The sequence below is a fragment of the Actinoallomurus iriomotensis genome, from assembly GCF_030269445.1.
Classification (GTDB): Bacteria; Actinomycetota; Actinomycetes; order Streptosporangiales; family Streptosporangiaceae; genus Actinoallomurus; species Actinoallomurus iriomotensis.
Window position 1 is genome coordinate 854,560 of the sequence record NZ_BSTJ01000001.1, and the last position, 18,883, is coordinate 873,442.

Here is an 18,883-nt window from a genome sequence, read left to right on the forward strand (position 1 = left end):
AGACGAGCGGCGTACGGGGCACGGTTCCGCCGGACCATGCCCGCATTCGGCCACCTTGCCGGTTCATATCACGATCTTTTGGCGAACCGGCATGACGAAGGCGGCCGGCGGTGCCGCCCCAAGGTCCCGGGGGCGGCACCGCGAGGCGGCCGGTCGGGTCAGAGGGACAGGGCGGCCAGAGCGGCGTTGACGATCGAGCCCGGCAGCAGGTCGTGCAGTTCGTACAGCTCCGGGATCGAGCCCGACTGGCCGAACTCGTCGACGCCGAGGGGCACGCACGGCACGCCGAGGGCCGAGCCGAGCCAGGCCATGGCGTGCGAGGCGGCGTCGTGCACGGTGACGATGGGCGTCCGGTTCGGGAACGCCGCCCGCAGCACGCCCGCCTGGGACGGGGTCGTCGCGGTCCGTACGCCCTGGCGGAGCGTGCGCCGCCAGGCCGAGTACAGCCGGTCCGGCGAGGTCACGTCGACGACGTTCGCGGCGACGCCCTCCTCCTCCAGTTCGCGGGCGGCGGCGAGCACCTCCGGCAGCACGGCTCCGGTGGCGGCCAGGGTGACCGAGGGACCGGCCACGTCCGACTCGCGCAGCGGATACGCCCCGGCGAGGACCTGCCGCCGCAGGACCGCGTCGCCGAGCCGGGCCCGTGCCTCCTCGAACGGCGTCTGGTCCAGCGGCCGGGTGGTCAGCCGGAAGTAGTACGCGCCCTCTTCGGCCGGCACCGCCGTCGGCGTCTCTCCCGGTCCGGCGGCGATCCGGCCGAGGGCGTCGCACAGCAGCCAGTCCAGCGCGGTGGCGAAGGCCGGCTCGACGTAGGTGACGTTCGGCAGCTCCAGGCCGATCGAGGCGGTGATGCTCGACTGGTGCGCGCCGCCCTCGGGGGCGAGCGACACCCCGGACGGCGTTCCGGCGACGACGAACCGGGCGCCGGAGTAGACGCCGTAGATGAAGGCGTCCAAACCGCGGCACACGAACGGGTCGTAGACGGTGCCGACCGGCAGGAGCGGACGTCCGTGCAGGTCACCGGAGAGACCGAGCTGGCCGAGCAGCAGGAACAGGTTCATCTCGGAGATGCCCAGCTCGATGTGCTGGCCCTGCGGTCCCTCGGTCCATCTCAGCAGCGGGTCGGGACTCCACGCGCGCTGCTCGGCGGGCGCGAAGACGCCCATGCGGTTGATGAAGCCGGCCAGGTTCGTGGAGGTCGCCACGTCCGGCGCGGTCGTGACGAGGTACGGCGCGAGCCTCTCGTCCCGCGACAGGTCCACGAGGATCTTGCCGAAGGAGTCCTGGGTGGAGACCGGGCGCGTGGTGCGCAGGCCGGTCGCGGTGGGCACGGTCACGTCGAGCGCGACGCTCGCCGGTGGCCGCCGCAGCGCCTCGCGCCGCTGGTTGCACAGGATGCCGGCGGGCGTGGCCGGGTCGAACCGGTCCCAGTCCCCGGAGAGCCCCATGCCGTCGCGCAGCGTGGCGATCTGCTCGGCGGTGAGCAGGGCCGAGTGGTTGCGCGGGTTGCCGGCGATCGGCAGGCCGTGTCCCTTGACCGTGTAGGCGAACACCACGCTGGGCCGGTCGGTGACGGCGTCGCACTGCGCGTACGCCTCCAGCATCGCCACCAGGTCGTGGCCGCCGAGGTCCTGGACGAGCCGGGCGAGCTCGTCGTCGGGCAGGCCGGCCACGGCCTCGCCGACCTCGGCGGGCGCGCCGTCGAGGAACACCTCACGCAGCTTCGGGCCGGTCAGCCCGAACAGCGCCTGGTACTGCTCGTTGGACATCAGGTCGATCCAGCCGCGTACGGACGCGGGGGCCTCGCGCAGCCGCCGCCCGTACTTGACCTCGACGACGTGCCAGCCGGCCGCCTCGAACTGGCCGCGCCACTGCGCGATCCGCACGCCCGGCACGACCCGGTCCAGCGACTGGCGGTTGAAGTCGACGAGCCACATGACGTTGCCGAGGCCCTGCGTCGCCGGGTCGGCGATGGCCTCCCAGACGTTGCCCTCGTCCAGTTCGGCGTCGCCGAGCAGGGCGACGAACCGCGGCGGTCGCGGCCGGTCGCCGCCCCAGTGCGCGTCGACGTAGCGGCGCACCGCGGCGGCGAACAGTGGCGCCGCCGCGCCGAGCCCGACCGAGCCGGTGGAGAAGTCCACGTCGTCGGGGTCCTTGGTACGGCTCGGGTAGGACTGGAGCCCGCCGCGGGCCCGCAGCGTGGTGAGGTAGGAGCGGTCGAGGTCGCCGAGCAGGTACTTGATCGCGTGGAACACCGGCGAGGCGTGCGGTTTGACGCTGACGCGGTCCTCGGCCCGCAGGTACGCGAACCAGAGGGCGGTCATCGCCGTCACCAGCGAGGCGCTGGAGGCCTGGTGGCCGCCCACCTTGATGCCGTCGCCGGTCCGGCGCTCGCGGTTGGCTGCGTCGACGATGCGCACCGCGAGCCACAGCACCCGCCGCTGGATCTCGTCCAGGACGTCCAGGTCCACGCCTGCGATCGCGCTCTCGTCCACCTCGACACTCATCGATGCCCCTTTCGGGCGCGGCCCGGTATGACTGATATGCCGTATATCGCCCGAGAGGAGGGTAAAGGACGACCGCGCTTCCGTGGAGCCCTCCGCGTCCCGCAGGGCGATGCCTGGCGACTGTTCCGCCTTCTGCCCCGGATACGGACATCCAGAACGGCCGACGTGTGGCATATGCATCAGAGGAAGTGGCGGACGCGCGCTTAGGATGCACTGGCCCCGGGCGGGCGGCTCCGGGGCCTGCCCGCCTGGGTCCGTGGCGTCGGGGGCGGCATGCGCGCACGTTCGTGCTCGCATGCCGCCACACCTCGATACCGTATGCCCGTGCTGTCCAACGTCACCGCCATCCGCTACGTGACGCCGCTGCGCGAGGGCGGGTCGCTGCCCGCGATCGTGGAGGCCGACGACCTCGGCACGTACGTCGTGAAGTTCCACGGCGCCGGCCAGGGCCGCAAGGCCCTGATCGCCGAGGTCATCGCCGGCGAGCTCGCACGGCGGCTCGGCCTGCGGATCCCCGACATCGTCACCGTCGACCTCGACCCGGTGATCGGGCGGCACGAGCCCGACCCGGACGTGCAGGACCTGCTCAAGGCGAGCCCGGGCCGCAACCTCGGCATCGACTACCTGCCCGGCTCGCTCGGCTTCGACCCGCTCGCCTGGTCCCCCGACCCCGGCTTCGCCGCCTCGGTGCTGTGGTTCGACGCGTTCATCGGCAACGTCGACCGCAGCTGGCGCAACCCGAACCTCCTCGTCTGGCACGGCGACGTCTGGCTCATCGACCATGGGGCGAGCCTGTACTTCCACCACGCGTGGGCGAGCGCGGACCGGCTCACCGCCAAGCCGTACGACGCGAGCGACCACGTCCTCACCACGTTCGTCGACGACGAGGCACTCGGTTCGGCCGGCCGCGAGCTCGCCCCGCGGATCACCGACGACCTGCTGCGTGCGGTGGTGGACCTGGTGCCGGTCGAATGGCTGGAGGACGAGCCGGGTTTCGCCTCCCCCGCCGACGTCGCGGCGGCCTACGTGACGCATCTGCGCGCCCGCGCCGCCGACCCCTCGGTGTGGCTGCCCGAGGTCGGACCCGTCCAGCCCCCGCGCCCACCGGCCCCACGGGGCACGGCACGTCGGGGGTGGCTGCGCTCATGAACGTCTTCGAGTACGCCGCGCTCCGCGTGGTCCCCCGGGTCGAGCGCGGCGAGAGCATGAACGTCGGCGTGATCGTCTACTGCCAGGCCCGCGACTTCCTCGGCTGCCGCGTGCACATCGACGCCACCCGGCTCCGCGCGCTCGACCCCGACCTGGACCTGGACGGCGTACGCGCCGCGCTGACCGCGGTCGAGTGCACCTGCGGCGGCGGCCCGCACGCCGGCCAGGCCGGCGACGAGCCGCTCGGCAGCCGGTTCCGCTGGCTGACCGCGCCGCGGAGCACCATCGTCCAGACCGGCCCGGTCCACGCCGGCCTGACCGGCGACCCCGCCGCCGAACTGGACCGCCTCCTGGACGCCCTGGTCCGCTGACGCACGCCCGCGATGACCGACGACGACCTGACGATCGAACTCACGCGTGATCAGGCACTCCTGCTCTCCGACTGGCTCGACCGCGTGATCGGCACCGCGGAGTTCGACGGCCTGGTGAACCAGGATCGGGCGGTCTGGTCACCGATTCACCGGATCGCCGGGACGCTGGACGGATCGCTGACGGAGATCTTCATACCCGGCTACGGCGCCCGCCTGGCCGCCGCCCGCGAGCGGCTGCTCGACGAGATCGGCGAGTGCGGACTGCCATCGGCGGACGACGACTAGCCCCAAGGCCGTGTAGTTAAGCGGTTGTAGCGATGTCAAGGGTCTGTCGGTGTCAGGATCTCGACGCTCACGGTGGCTTTGTAGCTGGTCCGGTCGATGTTCGAGCCTCTGGCCTGGTATTTGGAGATGGCGCGTTTGACGATCCGGGGACAGACCCGCAACCGCCGCGCGGGCATCAGGTTGGCCAGGACGTGGCGGCCGATGGTGCCCACCAGATCGATGGCCGTGTCGGCGATGACGCCTGAGGCTTGGACGAGTTGGTCGCGGGCGGTGTGCCAGGCGATGGTGAAGCTGGCCCGGTCCGGATCTGTCCCGGGCCGGGTGATCACCGCGTCAGTGATGGCGGTGCGCAGCAGTTGGTAGATCACCAGCAGGGCGTAGACCTCCTGCTCGACCCCGACTGGTGTCCGGGCTCGCAGCACTCGACCGCCCAGGATGGAGGATTTCAGCTCCAGGTAGGCGGTCTCGATCTCCCACCGTTCGTGGTAGAGCCGGATCAACTCGGCGGCGGGGTAGGCGTGTGGGTCGAGCAGGGTGGTGGTCAGCCGGTAGAGGCCGGTGCGGCGGCCGGCGCTGGTGGCGATGGTGATCTCGCACTCGATGACGCGTACCCGCAGGCCGCTCAGGATCGAGAGGTAGGAGCCGTCGGGGTAGCGGGCCAGGACGGGCATGGTGCGGCCGTTTTTCAGGCGTACCAGCAGATCCGCGCTGGTGGCGGCGATCTGGGCCAGGAGCTTGGCGGCGCCGAAGTTGCGGTCGGCCAGCAGGATCATGCCCGCCCGCAGGCTGCGTAGCAGGCGAGGCGTGTAGGTGGTTTCCCCGCTCGTGGTCGGGCCGAAGACTGCGTCGAGCAGCGTGCGGGTGCCGCAGGCCAGCAGCGCGACCAGTCGGATCTGGGGGTAGCCGGTGCCACCGTGGTTGCCGCGTTGCTTGGTGAACCGGGCCAGCAGCCTGGGGTTGTCGGGAATGGTCAGGGTGGTGCCGTCGATCGCGCAGACCAGCAGCCCGCGCCACCACGTTCCGTGTTGCCCGAGGATGGCCGCTGGCCCACGGAGCAGGTCGAACAACCACCGCAGCGGTGCTGCCCCGACACGGTGGCGTGCTTGGCCCAGCCCGCCAGCGCTGGGAGTGGCGCAGGCCAGGCCGGTCAACCCGGCAGTGAGTTTGCGCCATACCCCCAGGTAACCGACCTCGGGGAACAGGCAGGCGGCCAATACCAGGTAAACCACGACCCGGGAGGGCAGATCCCGCAGGCGGGACTGGGTGGTCTTGGTCGCGGTCAGGGCCTCATCGACCATCTCGAAGGACAGGTGCTGGGTGAGTTCACCGAGGTGGCCAGGGGCGTATCGACCCCCGGCCACGGCGATGGTGCGGGTGATGACAGACTTGGTATCCAACGGAGTTTCTGCTTCTGGTGATCTTGGTCGACACCGTTCTAGCAGGAACTCCGTTGCCTATTTCACCGGGCTGGACATCACCGCGCACCACCAAACTTCACGGCCTTGAGGCTAGCGGTGGTCGCGGAAGAACGCCTGGACGTCCGGGACGAGCAGGTCCGGAACCTCCAGTGCGGCGAAGTGGCCGCCCCGGTCGAACTCCGACCACCGCGTCACCCGGTGCTGCCGCTCGACCAGGCCCCGCACGGCGGGCACCAGCTCGTGCGGGAACACCGCCACCCCGAGGGGTGGGTCGAACGTCATCGGCGCGCCTCGCACGGCCAACGACTCGTAGTAGATCCGTGCGGACGAGTTCGCGGTGCCGGTCAGCCAGTACAGCATCACGTTGGTCAGCAACAGGTCGTCGCTGACCGTGCTGGTCGGGTCCGTCCACTCGGCGAACTTCTCCGCGATCCACGCCAGCTGCCCGACCGGTGAGTCGGTCAGTCCGTAGGCGAGGGTCTGTGGGCGGGTGGCCTGCTGGCGGAAGTACCCCGCCGGCTGGGCCATGTACGTGCGCATCGCGTCCACCCGCGCCTGGTCGGTGTCGCTGAGCGGGACGTCGATGTCCTTGGGCGGTGGTGCCACGAGGAAGTTCACGTGCACGCCCACCACGTGCTCCGGGTCCTGGTTGGCCAGGGCGCGGGAGATGATCGAACCCCAGTCGCCGCCCTGCGCGCCGTACCGGTCGTAGCCCAGGCGCCGCATCAGCACGGCGAAGGCGGCGGCGACGCGTCGGACGTCCCAGCCGGTGTCCTTGGTGGGGCCGGAGAACCCGAACCCTGGGATGGCGGGGATGACCACGTCGAACGCGTCCGCCGGGTCGCCGCCGTGCGCACGCGGGTCGGTGAGCGGGCCGACGCAGTCCAGGAACTCCAGGACCGAACCGGGCCAGCCGTGGATCAGCAGCAGCGGCAACGCGTTCGGTTCCGGGGAACGAACGTGGATGAAGTAGATGCTCTGGCCGTCGATCTCCGTGGTGAACTGCGGCAACGCGTTGAGACGCGCTTCGTGCGCACGCCAGTCGTAGCCGGTCCGCCAGTACTCGGCGAGCTTCTGGACGCGGTCCAGCGGCACGCCGTAGGCGGTGCCCACTCCGTCGAGTTGGTCGGGCCACCGGGTTCGGCCGATCCGGTCGTGCAGGTCGGCCAGGTCAGCGTCGGGGATGTCGATACGGAACGGAACAATCGTCATACGACGATCCTAGGTTCGTGATCAACGTGATAATCCTGCGCCGGATACCGTCAGTAGTTAGTCACCGCTGGTGGATACCGTCGCGCTCGATGACGTCGACCGGGGCTTGGTGCACGCACTGCAGATCGACGGCCGCGCGCCCCTGCGGACGATCGCGGCGGTCATCGGGGTCTCGGAGAACACGGTCGCCCGGCGGTACCAGCGGCTCAGATCAGCGGGGATGCTGCGCGTGGTCGGCGCGGTCAACGGCGCCCGACTGGGCTACACGCCGTGGACGATCCGGCTGCGCTGCACGCCGGTCGCGGCCGGCGCGGTCGCGGCGGCCCTGGCCGAACGCCCGGACACGTCGTGGGTGTACCTGCTGTCCGGCGGGACGGAGATCTCCTGCAACACCCAGGCCCGATCCACCGGTGAGCGGGACAGTCTGCTGCTGGCCAAACTCCCCGCACCCGACGCGTCACGTCGGTGTCGGCGCATTCGCTGCTGCGCGCGTTCACCTCACCCACCGACTGGGTCGGGCTGCACTGGCTGAGCGACAACCAGGCCGCCGCCCTGCGGCCGGACCCGCCGGTCGCCGACAACGGCCCGATCGAGCTGGACACCGGCGACGAAACACTGCTGGAGGCGTTGGCCCGGGACGGGCGGATGGGGTACGCGGAGCTGGCGACGATCACCGGCTGGTCGGACTCGACGGTCAAACGGCGGATGGACCACCTGCGCCGCAACGGGATCCTCACGTACATGGTGGACATCCCGTCCGCGACGCTCGGGCTGCCGGTGGAGGCGCGGCTGTGGATGCGGGTCCGGCCCGCGGCCTGGATCACCGCCCGGGTACGTGTCCGCTGCTCCGGCGCGACCAACCCCGCGAGCAGCGCCTGGCGGGCGCCGGTCAGGCCACAATCGACCGGACCAGCTACAAAGCCACCGTGAGCGTCGAGATCCTGACACCGACAGACCCTTGACATCGCTACAACCGCTTAACTACACGGCCTTGCGACTAGCCCGGCGGACGACCGCTCGGCAGGGCACGGTATCGCCGGCGCATGATCCACCAGGCGCCGATCGCGGCCGCCAGGGCCACGGCCGAGAGGCAGAGGGCGGCGGGCCAGGCGGCTTCGACGCGCGGGCGCGGTCGTAGCACGATCCGGATGTGATGGCCGCCGACGTCGCTCCGGAGGCGAGAGCCTCCCCAGACGTAGGTGCCGACGATCAGGGCCCACGTGGCCGCGAAGGCGACCGCGGCCGGCGCGCTCGACAGCCGGACCAGGCGAGGCCGTCGCCGCAGGGCGCCCGTGCCGGCGAGCGCCGCGGTGGCGAGGGCGACGGTCACCAGCAGGAGCGCGCTCCCGGCGTTCGGACCGTCCCAGAGGCCGGTCCCGGACGTCTCGACGGCCACGAACACGTCGGCGGACGGGTCCGACGGCTGCTGCTCGACGTGCCAGACCACGCCGGTCGCCCACATCAGCACCGTGGTGGAGGCGAGCAGCAGGCCGGCGGCGGCCGCCGTGGCGGCGAGCAGCCGGACCGGCGCCCTCATGGCCGTGGCGTGCACGGCCGGATCGCCGCCGGCGGACAGGTCGGGACTCATGCCGGTCGAGGCTAGGGGATCTTCACCGGCCCGGCCCCCGCAACGACGGAACGCCCGCCGCTCGGCCGGGCCGGACAGGCAGGTCAGGATCGCCGCCTGGAGGTCTGGTACGGCGAGCGGATCGCGGTGCCAGGCTCCGACGACTCCGGCAAGCCCCGGTTCCTGCGGCTTCTCGCCGGTCTGCCGTCGCCCGGCACGCCGCAGCCCGGCTTGGCTCCCCGGTCATTCGTGCGGACCCTCGCTCCGCCCCGGCCTGCGGGGACGGAGCCCTGCGGAGATCATCATGACCGAGTCCCGGTCCGGCTATGTCAGGACGTACCGGCTGCGTTTGCGGCTCGCGATGACCTCGTCGACGATGCCGTACGTCCGGGCCCGCTCCGGGGTGAGGAACCGGTCGCGCTCGATGTCGCGGCCCACCCGGTCGGCGTCCTGGCCCGTGTGCCGGGCCAGGAGCGTTTCGATCTGCGCCCGGACGCGCAGGATCTCCTCGGCCTGGATCTCGATGTCGCTGGCCTGCCCGCGGGTGCCCTCCGTGGCGGGCTGGTGCAGCAGGATCCGCGCGTGGGGCAGCGCCGCGCGCCGGCCCGGCGCGCCGGCGGCGAGGAGCACCGCGGCCGGGCCCGCCGCCTGCCCGACGCACACGGTCTGGATCCGGCACCGGACGAACTGCATCGTGTCGTAGATCGCGGTCATCGCCGTGTGCGACCCGCCGGGTGAATTGATATAGACGCTGATATCCCGGTCGGGATCCATGAACTCCAGGGTGAACAACTGTGCGATCACGTCATTGGCCGCGGCATCGTCGATCGTGGTGCCGAGAAAGACAATGCGTTCCTCGAACAGTTTGTCGTAGGGATTCGTCTCCTTGTGCCCGTACGGCGTGCGTTCGGCGTAGGACGGCAACACGTGGCGTGCGGCCGCGGCCAGTCGCGCGGTCATGACGTTCTCGCCAGGGGCCCGTCGACCCGGCGGGCGGCCGGCACGACGTGGTCGATGATGCCGTACTCGCGCGCCTCCTCGGCGGTGAACCAGCGGTCGCGGTCGGAGTCGCGTTCGATCTGCTCCAGCGGCCGGCCGGTGTGGAAGGCGATGCGCTCGGCGAGAGTGCGCTTGGTGTGCCGCATCTGCTCGGCCATGATCTTCACGTCGGTGGCCGTGCCGCCGACGCCGCCGTGGGGCTGGTGCATGACCACCTGGGTGTACGGCAGGGCGTATCGCTTGCCCGGCGTTCCCGCGCAGAGCAGGAACTGGCCCATCGACGCGGCGAACCCCATCGCGACGGTGGCGATGTCGTTGGGGACGTACTGCATCATCCCGTAGATCGCCATGCCGGCGGTGACCGAGCCGCCGGGCGAGTTGATGTAGAGGTGGATGTCGCCGCGCGGGTCCTCGGCGGACAGGAGCAGCAGTTCGGAGCAGATGCGGTTGGCGATCTCGTCGTCCACCTCCTGCCCGAGGAAGACGATGCGCTTCCGCAGCAGGCGGTGGTGGAGCTGCTCTCCGGTGGAGACGAGCGGCGGCTCGACGGCGCTCGCGTCGTTCAGCGGCCGGGACAGGGTCTGTGACGTCACAATGCCACCCGTTCGTTGTCGCGTGTTCGGCGCCAACGACACTAATCGCGGTTCAGCATTAATAAAAAGGTCGTTCGCCACGGGCGGAGCGTTTATCGCGCACTTATCCGCGAAATCTCATCCGGTCAATGAATTTCACTGTGGGCACATTATGCGGTCGGCGAATTCAGCCGTCCGATGAATCACCGTGCCGGTCGGGGCCGGGCGCGGGGCTCCGCGAGAGGAACGTCATGATCCCCCGCTGGAAGTCGTCGTAGGCGACCGGCGGCCCCTCGGCCTGCGCCCGTGCCGCCGCGCGGGCCGGCGCGAGCGCCACGTCCACCGCGTGCTTGGCCGCGCGGATCGCCGACGGCGGATGGCGGACCACCGAGAGCACGAGCCGGCGCGTCGTGGCCCCCAGGTCCGCGGCGGGCACGCTCCGGGTGGCCAGGCCGAGACGCACCGCCTCCTCGGCCGACACGAGGCGCCCGGTGTAGAGCAGGTCCCGCGCGACCCCCGGACCGGCCAGCACGCTCAGCCGGGCCGCGAACAGCGGGCTGACGAGGATGCCGAGCCGGGCGATCGGCATCCCGATCCGTGCCGTGTCGGCCAGCACCCGCAGGTCGCAGGCCAGCGCGAGCTGGCATCCCGCACCCGCCGCCACGCCCTCGACCTCGGCGACCACGGGCACCGGCAGATCCTCGATCGCGGTGAAGGCCGCCTCCATCGCGGCGAAGCTCTCCGCGACGTCCATCCGGTCCGCCTGGACCCACTCGCGCATGTCCGAGCCGGCGCTGAACGTCCCGCCCTGGCCGCGGACGACCACCGCGCGCACCTGGTCGTCCTCGGCCAGGCGGTGGAAGATCTGCGCCAGCTCACGCCAGTCGTCGCTCGACAGCGCGTTGCCGCGTCTCCCGTCGCCGACCGAGATGTCGGCGATGCCGAGATCCCGGTAGAGCAGCCCGACCTTCTTCGGCTCCGGCACCAGATCACCCGCCCGTACGTCCACGCCCTCGATCCCCGCCGGGCGCACACCCGGCGGGAACCCATGCCCTTCTTGAGAAGGGTTCCCCGAAAAGTCTCTTAGATCCCGTGATCGAGAACGGGCCGCTCGACCCAGAGCTGGAGCGCGGGGTAGCGCGGCGCGGCGAATCCGGCCGACAGATACAGCCCCATGCCGTGCTCGGTGGCGTTCAGATCGAGCATGTGGGCGCCGGTCTCGTCACGGAACCAGGCGAGCAGCGCGTTCAGGCAGGCGCGAGCGTGCCCACGCCCGCGCCGGCGGGGATCGGTGCTGATGTTGGAGACATGGCCCCGCAGCCCGGTGAGGTTGCCCGGCTCCGGCGCGCGCTCGACACAGGCGCCGACCGCGCTGCTGACGACTCCGAGCTCGGGATCGTCCATGACGAAGGCGGCGAAGCCCCGCCGGTCCAGGAGCCGTCGCGCGTACCACTCCTCCGCGACGGCGAGCCACGCCGTGTCCTCGACGTCTGCCTTGTCCATCTCCCGCAGCATCAGCTCGCGCATCCGCGCGAGGGCGGCGGCGTCGGTCACCTCTGCCCGGCGCACCCGCGGGCCGGCCGGCGGCACGGTGCTCATTCCGACCGCACCTCCAGGCCGAGCGCCGTCGCGATCATGACGGCCTGCGTCAGGTCGATCACCGCGTCCTTCAGCTCGACCGAGAGCGGATCGAGCGCGGACAGGTCGCTGCCCCGCAGGTCGCAACCGGTCAGATCGGCACGGTGGAGCGAGGCCCCGGACAGGTCGACGTTCCGCAGCGTGGCACCGCCGAGCCGCGCGCCGGTCAGGTCGGCCTCCCGCATCCGCACGTCCTCGAAGGAGGCGCCGCCGAGGTCGGCCCGGGCCAGCTCGGCGAAGGACCAGTCGCCTCCGGAGACCTTCAGCAGCCCGTACGTGCAGGTGTCGAAGGCGCTGCCGACGAGCTTGCAGCCGGTGAAGGTCGCGTCGAAGAACGCGCACCGGGTGAACGCGCAGTTGGTGAACGCCGTGTTGGTGTGCGCCGACGCGTTGAACCGGACGCCGCGGAACACGCAGTCGGTGAAGACCGTGCCCTGGGTGACGGTCTCGGTCAGGTCGACGTCGATGAACGCCACCCGCTCGTGGCGCTCACCCGTCAGGTCTCGCCCGTCCCAGTCCTCCGACCGTACGGTCGTGTCGGTCTCGGGCTCGGCCCGCCCGCGTCTGCGATCTGTCATGCCCCGAGCATCGCGCACCGCGGGGGTTCGCTCATCCCGGGACCCGGTGTCCGTCGCCGAGGAGCCGGCGGATCGCGCCTCCGGACAGTCTGGCCTTGGCGAGGAACCCCAGAGCGGGACTGGCGTCGATCAGGCCGCCGAAGTCGTCCTCGGAGTGCGCCGACATGAGGATCACCCGCGCCTGAGGGACGGACGCGGCGGCCATGAGCCGGCGGGTGAGGTCCAGGCCGCTCTCGTGGCCCAGTTCGACGTCGACGAGGAGGACGTCCGGCCGGAGCTCCCCGGCCCGCCGCAGCGCCTCCGCGGAGTTCGTGGCGACCGCGACGACAGTGATGCCGTCGCGTTCGAGCAGCGCGCCGGCGGCATTGAGAAAACGATCGTTGTCATCCACGATCAGGCAGCTGATGGTCATGGTCCTGCCGGGAACGGTGGTTCGTCGGTGAAACCGCCGAGCCGAAGAGGAGCAGACGCTCTGAGTCGTCGTCTCGACCATGACTCCAGATAAGCCCACATCCCCCGCCGGGAGGTGTCTCATCTTGAGATGGCGCGCCGTCCCCCGGCCGGGCGGGGCCCGACCGAGACGCCGTAAAGGTTGATCTTTCGGTAGATGGTGGCGCGGGAGATCCCGAGCAGGTCGGCCGCCGCGGCCCGGTCGCCGCCGGTCTTCAGGAGCGCCTCGACGATCGCGTCGCGCTCGGAGGTCTCCCACGGGGTCAGGACGCGCCGGCTCCGCGCGTGGCAGGACGCCGGCAGGTCCGCGGGCTCGATCTGCCCGGTGCGCCGGCGGGTCAGCACCTGCCGCAGCACGTCCGCGAGCTCGGCCACGTTGCCCGGCCAGGCCGACCGCAGCAGGACCCGCATGGCCGCCGGGCCGCACGACACCGCCCGGCCTGCGGCGAAGCCGCGCAGCAACGCGGGTACGAGTTCCCGTACGTCCTCGATCCGGTGACGCAGCGCCGGCACGGTCAGGGTGACCGGGAGCCGGTGCGGGAGCTCGTCGGCGAGCTCGGTGCCCACCGGCAGGGTGGCGACCACCCAGGGCCGGTCCGCGGAGGCGGCCGTCGATTCCGGCCAGGAGTCCATCCAGGTCACGATCGCCGCGAGCGCGGCGGGGGTGTACCGCTCCGGGTGGCGCAGCACCACGGTGGAGCCGGGGACACGCGCGGCCGCGGCCGTACGGTCCAGGCAGGCGGCCGGGTCCTCGTCCACGTCCTCCGGCTCGATCACCGAGAACGTGCCCTCGGGGCCGCAGTGGCGGTGCACGGCCGCCACCACGGTCAGCTTGCCCACTCCTGGCTCACCTTCCACGATCGTCCAGGTACGCGCCCGGCACCGCTCCTGCAACTCGGCGCAGACCCGGCGGAACGCCACCGAACCGCCCGCCAGGCCCAGCTCGGAGGGCCGGTCCGGCACCCGGTACGACGGCCGGTCCTCCACCATGGTGATCTCCAGCACGGCGCCCGCCGTCCCGGCGTGGGTCCGCACGGTACGGCACCGGAGAGAGGCCGGTTCGCCTCGCGACAGCGTGACCTGGCCGACGGTCTCCCGGCCCGGCGTCGACAGCTCGGCCGCCTTGTCCTGGATGATCGCGTAGTCCGCCTGGTCGAGCAGGTCGGCCGCCGGCCGGTTCACCATGGTCAGGTTCTCCCCGACCGACACGATCGGCTGGTTGCCGCGCGCCCGGACGGCCAGGAACTCCTCCAGCATCGCCCGCTCGCCCTCCGACCCCGCCTCGGCCATCCGCTGGGCGATCTCCTGGGCGGCGTTCTGGGCCACGGCCATCATGAGCGGGCCGGCGTCCGCGTTCCAGGCCGTGATGTCGAGCAACCCGGCCAGCCGCCCGGTGAGGCGGTCGCGGACGGGCGCGCCGGCGCACGCCATCCGCTGGAGCGGCTCGATGAAGTGCTCGTTGCCGAACACGCAGGAGGCACCGCGCGTCTCGATCGCGGTGCCGATGCCGTTGGTTCCGACGTGCTCTTCGGCGTAGCTGAAGCCCGGGGCGAGCAGGATCTCGTCGAGCTGGCGGACCAGGGAGCGGTCCCGCACCCGCCGGTCCAGTACGCGGCCGTGGGCGTCGGTGAGCAGCACGCCCATCGCGGCGTCGGCGAGCATCTCCTCCAGGCGGTCCAGGACCGGGCGCGCGGCGTACATGAGGCGGCCATCGGTGTCGAGGTCGCCGAAATAGGGGGCCTCAAGGCGTTCGCAGTCGATGCCGAAGAGCAGCGAACGGCGCCAGGACTCCATGATCCCCGCACGCAGGGGCGTCTGCGGCGCGTCCCCGGATGCCAGGAACCGCTCACGCGCCCGCGCGACCCGGCGGGCGGTGTCTCCACTGCTGTCGACCACTCAGCGGCCTCCCCCAAGCCCGCCGGCGGTTCCTTCCCTTCCCCACCGATTCTAGGGACGGCACGGAGACGCTGAAACACCCAGGCCGTACGGTGTCAGGCCGGCCGGTGCGGCGAGCCCGCCGGCCCGCGACGAGGTGGTCGGCGCTAAGACCGGGGACCCCACTCTTCGAACCTGACCACGATGCTTTCGAGCCGCACCTCGAATTCCTTGAGCGAGATATCCTGCTTGTCGAACAGCCGCCAAGTGTCGGCGAGTTCATCCACCAATTCCACCTGAGCCATCAGCAGGTCGGCGAACGCGTCTCCGCTCAGCGACTTCTTTCCCGAGTCCATCACCCAGATGGTTCCCGCGGCATCGGCCGAGATACCTCGTCCCGCAAGCTCGACAGCCCGCCAGGAAACCCTGGAGTCGGCGGCGACCCGGATCAGTACGTCAAGAGCCTCTGAATTCCTTATGGCCATTTCTACACTTTCATACCTAGGAGGCGGGAACCGATCCTTACCCGCCGGACATCAGCTTCCTCGCCCACGGTATGGCACGCTTCCCCGCAGGCGCGTCGACCCCACCGGCTCGAAGCACGGACGTACAGTAGGTCAGGCAGCTATTGCCCAGTTCCTGATACGTTCCCCAATCGCCTTGTGTGTCTCGCTGGAACTCAAGAGCACCCTTGGCGTTGGGCAGATCGAAGGTATGACTCATGATGCCCTGAGGGCCGTCATACGGGCCCACAATCGCCACACCATCATGAGGCATCAAATGCGTGTGGGAGACCGAAGTGCCGTCTGTAACCTCAATACTGAAGTGATTATCTTTGCCGTGGTAATGCAATGTCGCAAGACCTGGCGAATCACCGTTTCCGACGTTGGGCACCAGGTTCTGTTCCGCGGGATACGGCGACAGGCCCAGCGGGTCGATCAGCGTGATCGGGTTACGGGTGTAGGCGTGCGGGTTCGGCTGCGGTGTCAGGCCGAGCGGATCGGGCGACTGGTACCGGCCGGTGGCCGGGTCGTAGTACCGGTGGTAGTTGTAGTCGAGGCCGGTCTCAGCGTCGTGATACTGGCCGGGAAAACGCAGCGGGCAGGCGTCTTCGGCGCCGGTCGAGGGCAGCGATACTCCCCAGACGGTGCGGCTCCGGTGCCAGGTGACGTGGCCCGCCGCGTCCACCAACTCGGTGGCGCTGCCGGTGAGATCGCTGATGATCGCCTGAAACCGCCGGTCGACCCACTCCTGCGACGGTGCGAGCGTGCGGTCGGTCTGCGTCAGCGGCCGGAACGTCCCTGGCCCGTGGTTCCACGTGGTCGTGGCACCGTCCCCGCCCCGCACGGTGTGGGTCCGCTCGGCCAGCACCCACTCGTCCCAGGTGAAGTCGATCTGCTCCTCGACCGTCTCTTCGCCGCCCCGGCCCGACACCCGCTGCTTGGCGATCCGCCGGCCGAAGGGGTCGTAGCGGTACCGCCACGTCGAGCCGTCCGGCACGGTGACGGCGACCAGCCGGTCGTCGGCACTCCAGGTGAACCGGGTGACCCGCACCTGTCCCGAGAGCGTGCGCCGGCGCCGGGCCACGACGCGGCCCTGGTCGTCGTACTCGTGGTGTGTGGTGCCCGTGCGGCGCGCCAGGGTGCCGTGGATCTCGCGTTCTCCGGCATCGGCGGGCGCGTCGGCGGCCGAGGACTCCGGCCAGGCCGCGAACGTGACGTTCCCGGCCTGGTCGTAGGCGTAGCGCTCGGTCCAGCCCCGGGCGTGGGCCGCGGAGGTGACACGGCCGCCCGGATCCAGCTCGAACCGCCGCTCCCCCGAGATCTGGTCGGCGATGCCGATGACGTGGCCGTCCGGCCGGTACCGGTACGCGCGGTGTTGCAGGAGCCGCGCCGCACCGGGCGCGGAAGGCGCGGGGCCCGTCGTGACCCGGCGGTCCCGCACCGGCGCCCCCCACAGCGTCTGGGCGATGAGCCGGTGTCCCGCGTCCCAGCGCTGGTCGAGGATCGCGCCGTCACCGATGTACCGGCGGACCTCACGGCCGGCCAGGTCGTACTTGAACCGCACCGTCTGCCCGTCGGCGCGCAACGCGAGCGGCCGGCCCATGGCGTCGTAGTTCCAGACGGACTCGGCGCCGCTGGGGGTGCGCCGCCCCACACGGCGTCCCAGCGCGTCGTACACGTTGGACAGCACGCGGCCGTTGCAGGTCTCCGCGGTGATCCGGCCGATCGCGTCACGATCGATGCGCACGTCGGCGTCCGCGTTGACGGCACGGATGACCCGGCCGGCGAGATCACGGGTGAACACCGTCTCCTGGTCGTCGTACTGCCGGACGACGTCGCCGAGCCGGTCTCGGGTATAGCGGGTGACCTGGCCGGCGCCGTTGACCCGCTCGGTCAGCCGGCCGGCCGCGTCGTGGACGTAGCCGAGTGTCCGGCCGTTGAAGTCGGTCTCGCCTACCAGCTCGCCGGCCGCGTTGTACTCGTACCGCCAGATCAGACCCGACGGGTTGGTCACCGCGACCAGGCGCAGTTCGGTGTCGAGGGTGAACTCCAGGCGGCCGTTCCCGGGTGTCGTGCGCGCGGTCGGTACGTCGAAGTTGGTGTACTCGGTCCGCGTCACCTGCCCGGAGGCGTCGGCGTACTCGACCTCATTGCCCTCGGCGTCGTAGGTCCAGCGCTCCACGGTGCCGTCGGGGAATACCCGCTCGGTGAGCCGTCCCTCCACGGTCCAGCGGAGCCTGGTGCTACCGCCCAGCGGGTCGACGGCGGTCACCACCCGGCCGAAGGCGTCACGCTCGTACCGGCTGGTGGCACCGTCGGGGTCGGTCACCTCGACGGGGAGTCCGGCGGCGTTCGACCGGAGCCGCTGGACGCCACCGGTGGCGTCGATGACGGATGTGACCACGCCGCGCTCGTCGTGGGTGTACCGGGTGACGGCACCGAGCGGATCGGCGCGGTGTGTCAGATTGCCCCGCTCGTCGTAGCCGTAGCGCCAGACACCGCCGTCGGCCTGGGTCACCTCGACGGGCAGGCCCAGGTCGTTGTAGGTCGCGCGGGCCTGGTGACCATCGGGTCGTTGGACCGCGGTCAGGTCTCCGGCCGTGTCGTAGTGGTAACGCGTGGTGTTGCCGAGCGGGTCGGTCTCGGCCAGCAGCCGGTCGTGGAGATCCCACTCACGCCGCGTCTCGCGTCCGAGAGGATCGACCTCGGCGACCACCTGGCCGATCTCGTTCAGGTGGTAGGCGGTGGTGTGGCCGAGTGAGTCGGTGACGGTCGTGACGCGCGCCGAGACGTCGTACGTGAGGGTGGCGTCCAGGAACCCGCCGGATCCGGTGCCCCGCACCGCGCGGCCTTGCTCGTCGTACTCGTAGCGGTACCAGTGGCCGTTACGGTCGGTCCATCCCGTCAGCCGTCCCAGCGTGTCGTAGGAGAACCGCAACGGCTCGCCGGAGGAGTCGACGACGTCGGTCAGCCGCCCCACCTCGTCGTACCCGTAGCGGACCAGCTCGATGTCGCCGGCGGGCTCCCCGCTCCGCAGGCACAGGCTCCGGACGCGGCCGTTCTCCACCCGCACGCCGATGGTGTAGCCGCCCGAGTGTCGCAGCTCGCGGAGGATCCCCGCCTCGTCGTAGGCGAGGTCGATGCGGTTGCCGTTCCGGTCGGTGATCGCCCGCAGCGGCATCGTGCGCCCGGCCTCGCCGAACGGCGCGAAGTGCCAGGTGCGGCCCGTCCCCCGTTCGGACACGGTGTAGCCGCCCTCGGCGGTGCGGGCCAGCAGACGCGGCGGGCCGTTCTCGGGCGGCACGCTCTGGCCGGGCGGCGGCTCGGGGTAGGCCAGCACCATGCCGTCCTCCCCCGCCAGGCAGACACCGTCGTCGTCGATCTCCAGGTGCTGGTCGAGAGTGGAGGCCCACGAGGGGCCGAAGAGCCGGCCCTGGGTCCAGGACGACAGGTGCGTGCGCTCGATCACCATCGGGAGCACGGCTTCGAGCTCGACGTCGACCTGCCGGAGCACCACTTCGCCGCTCGCGACGTCGATCGGGTCACGCGTCAGGACGCGTTTGGCGAACTCCTTGCCGCGGCCCAGCGCCTCAGTGGTCGAGCGGAGCGTCGTGCGCAGCGCAGCCGAACTCGTCCGGGCCGCGTCGCCGATCGCGTGGGTCGCCGGTGAGCGGAGCAGGCTGCCGAGCGCACGGAAGAGCCCGAGGCGTTCGGCGGCGACACCGGCCTTCGATCCGATCCCCAACCTGGTTTCCCATC

Annotated in this window: 18 protein-coding genes; 5 read left to right on the top strand and 13 right to left on the bottom strand. The window is 71.1% G+C overall.

What is annotated here, in order from left to right; translation table 11 throughout:
* Positions 1-158 precede the first annotated feature (158 nt).
* Positions 159-2,507 carry a transketolase-like TK C-terminal-containing protein gene (locus QSK37_RS04055; protein ID WP_285617599.1) on the bottom strand — a complete coding sequence of 783 codons (2,349 nt, stop codon included), beginning with the start codon at positions 2,505-2,507 and terminating at the stop codon, positions 159-161.
* Positions 2,508-2,831: 324 nt separating this feature from the next.
* Between QSK37_RS04055 and QSK37_RS04060 the strand changes: the two genes are divergently transcribed.
* From QSK37_RS04060 to QSK37_RS04070, 3 genes are read left to right on the top strand one after another with little or no spacing between them, the layout of a single operon-like run.
* Complete coding sequence (locus QSK37_RS04060; protein ID WP_432705522.1) at positions 2,832-3,656, top strand: HipA family kinase; 825 nt, start codon at positions 2,832-2,834, stop codon at positions 3,654-3,656.
* Complete coding sequence (locus tag QSK37_RS04065; RefSeq protein ID WP_285617603.1) at positions 3,653-4,027, top strand: DUF3037 domain-containing protein; 375 nt, start codon at positions 3,653-3,655, stop codon at positions 4,025-4,027. Before QSK37_RS04060 ends, QSK37_RS04065 begins: the two co-directional genes overlap by 4 nt.
* 12 nt (positions 4,028-4,039) lie before the next feature.
* A complete protein-coding gene (locus QSK37_RS04070) occupies positions 4,040-4,312 on the top strand; it encodes a hypothetical protein (RefSeq protein ID WP_285617604.1) in 273 nt (90 codons plus the stop codon).
* 35 nt (positions 4,313-4,347) lie between these two features.
* Here the strand turns inward: QSK37_RS04070 and QSK37_RS04075 are convergent, their stop codons facing one another.
* Positions 4,348-5,709, bottom strand: a complete 1,362-nt coding sequence (locus QSK37_RS04075; protein WP_285617605.1) for an IS4 family transposase — start codon at positions 5,707-5,709, stop codon at positions 4,348-4,350.
* A 111-nt stretch (positions 5,710-5,820) separates the two neighbouring features.
* The gene (locus QSK37_RS04080; protein WP_285617606.1) at positions 5,821-6,942 is read right to left on the bottom strand and encodes an epoxide hydrolase family protein; all 1,122 of its coding nucleotides are present in this window, start codon (positions 6,940-6,942) and stop codon (positions 5,821-5,823) included.
* Between the two features lie 70 nt (positions 6,943-7,012).
* Here QSK37_RS04080 and QSK37_RS04085 point away from each other — a divergent pair, with 70 nt between their 5' ends.
* Entirely contained in the window at positions 7,013-7,474 is a 462-nt protein-coding gene (locus QSK37_RS04085) for an Lrp/AsnC family transcriptional regulator (protein ID WP_285617608.1), read from the top strand.
* Entirely contained in the window at positions 7,408-7,872 is a 465-nt protein-coding gene (locus QSK37_RS04090) for an Lrp/AsnC family transcriptional regulator (protein ID WP_285617610.1), read from the top strand. Before QSK37_RS04085 ends, QSK37_RS04090 begins: the two co-directional genes overlap by 67 nt.
* 67 nt (positions 7,873-7,939) lie before the next feature.
* On the opposite strand, the gene QSK37_RS04095 is transcribed toward QSK37_RS04090, so the two are convergent.
* The 10 genes from QSK37_RS04095 to QSK37_RS04140 all read right to left on the bottom strand — a co-directional run bounded on the left by QSK37_RS04095 (position 7,940) and on the right by QSK37_RS04140 (position 18,869).
* The gene (locus QSK37_RS04095; protein ID WP_285617611.1) at positions 7,940-8,530 is read right to left on the bottom strand and encodes a hypothetical protein; all 591 of its coding nucleotides are present in this window, start codon (positions 8,528-8,530) and stop codon (positions 7,940-7,942) included.
* Positions 8,531-8,833: 303 nt separating this feature from the next.
* Positions 8,834-9,469, bottom strand: a complete 636-nt coding sequence (locus QSK37_RS04100; RefSeq protein WP_285617612.1) for an ATP-dependent Clp protease proteolytic subunit — start codon at positions 9,467-9,469, stop codon at positions 8,834-8,836.
* Positions 9,466-10,074 carry an ATP-dependent Clp protease proteolytic subunit gene (locus QSK37_RS04105; RefSeq protein ID WP_285618877.1) on the bottom strand — a complete coding sequence of 203 codons (609 nt, stop codon included), beginning with the start codon at positions 10,072-10,074 and terminating at the stop codon, positions 9,466-9,468. Before QSK37_RS04105 ends, QSK37_RS04100 begins: the two co-directional genes overlap by 4 nt.
* 193 nt (positions 10,075-10,267) lie before the next feature.
* Entirely contained in the window at positions 10,268-11,089 is an 822-nt protein-coding gene (locus QSK37_RS04110; RefSeq protein ID WP_285617613.1) for an enoyl-CoA hydratase/isomerase family protein, read from the bottom strand.
* A 74-nt stretch (positions 11,090-11,163) separates the two neighbouring features.
* Positions 11,164-11,679 carry a GNAT family N-acetyltransferase gene (locus QSK37_RS04115; RefSeq protein WP_285617614.1) on the bottom strand — a complete coding sequence of 172 codons (516 nt, stop codon included), beginning with the start codon at positions 11,677-11,679 and terminating at the stop codon, positions 11,164-11,166.
* Positions 11,676-12,296 (bottom strand): pentapeptide repeat-containing protein, encoded by a 621-nt coding sequence (locus QSK37_RS04120; protein WP_285617615.1) that lies wholly within the window; start codon positions 12,294-12,296, stop codon positions 11,676-11,678. The genes QSK37_RS04115 and QSK37_RS04120 overlap by 4 nt, the downstream gene beginning before the upstream one ends.
* Before the next feature lie 31 nt (positions 12,297-12,327).
* Entirely contained in the window at positions 12,328-12,708 is a 381-nt protein-coding gene (locus QSK37_RS04125) for a response regulator (RefSeq protein ID WP_285617617.1), read from the bottom strand.
* Between the two features lie 119 nt (positions 12,709-12,827).
* Entirely contained in the window at positions 12,828-14,642 is a 1,815-nt protein-coding gene (locus QSK37_RS04130) for a sigma-54-dependent Fis family transcriptional regulator (RefSeq protein ID WP_285617619.1), read from the bottom strand.
* A 146-nt stretch (positions 14,643-14,788) separates the two neighbouring features.
* Positions 14,789-15,106: a hypothetical protein gene (locus tag QSK37_RS04135; protein ID WP_285617621.1), complete on the bottom strand. Its 318-nt coding sequence runs from the start codon at positions 15,104-15,106 to the stop codon at positions 14,789-14,791.
* A gap of 37 nt (positions 15,107-15,143) precedes the next feature.
* Positions 15,144-18,869: an RHS repeat-associated core domain-containing protein gene (locus tag QSK37_RS04140; RefSeq protein ID WP_285617623.1), complete on the bottom strand. Its 3,726-nt coding sequence runs from the start codon at positions 18,867-18,869 to the stop codon at positions 15,144-15,146.
* Positions 18,870-18,883: the final 14 nt, after the last annotated feature.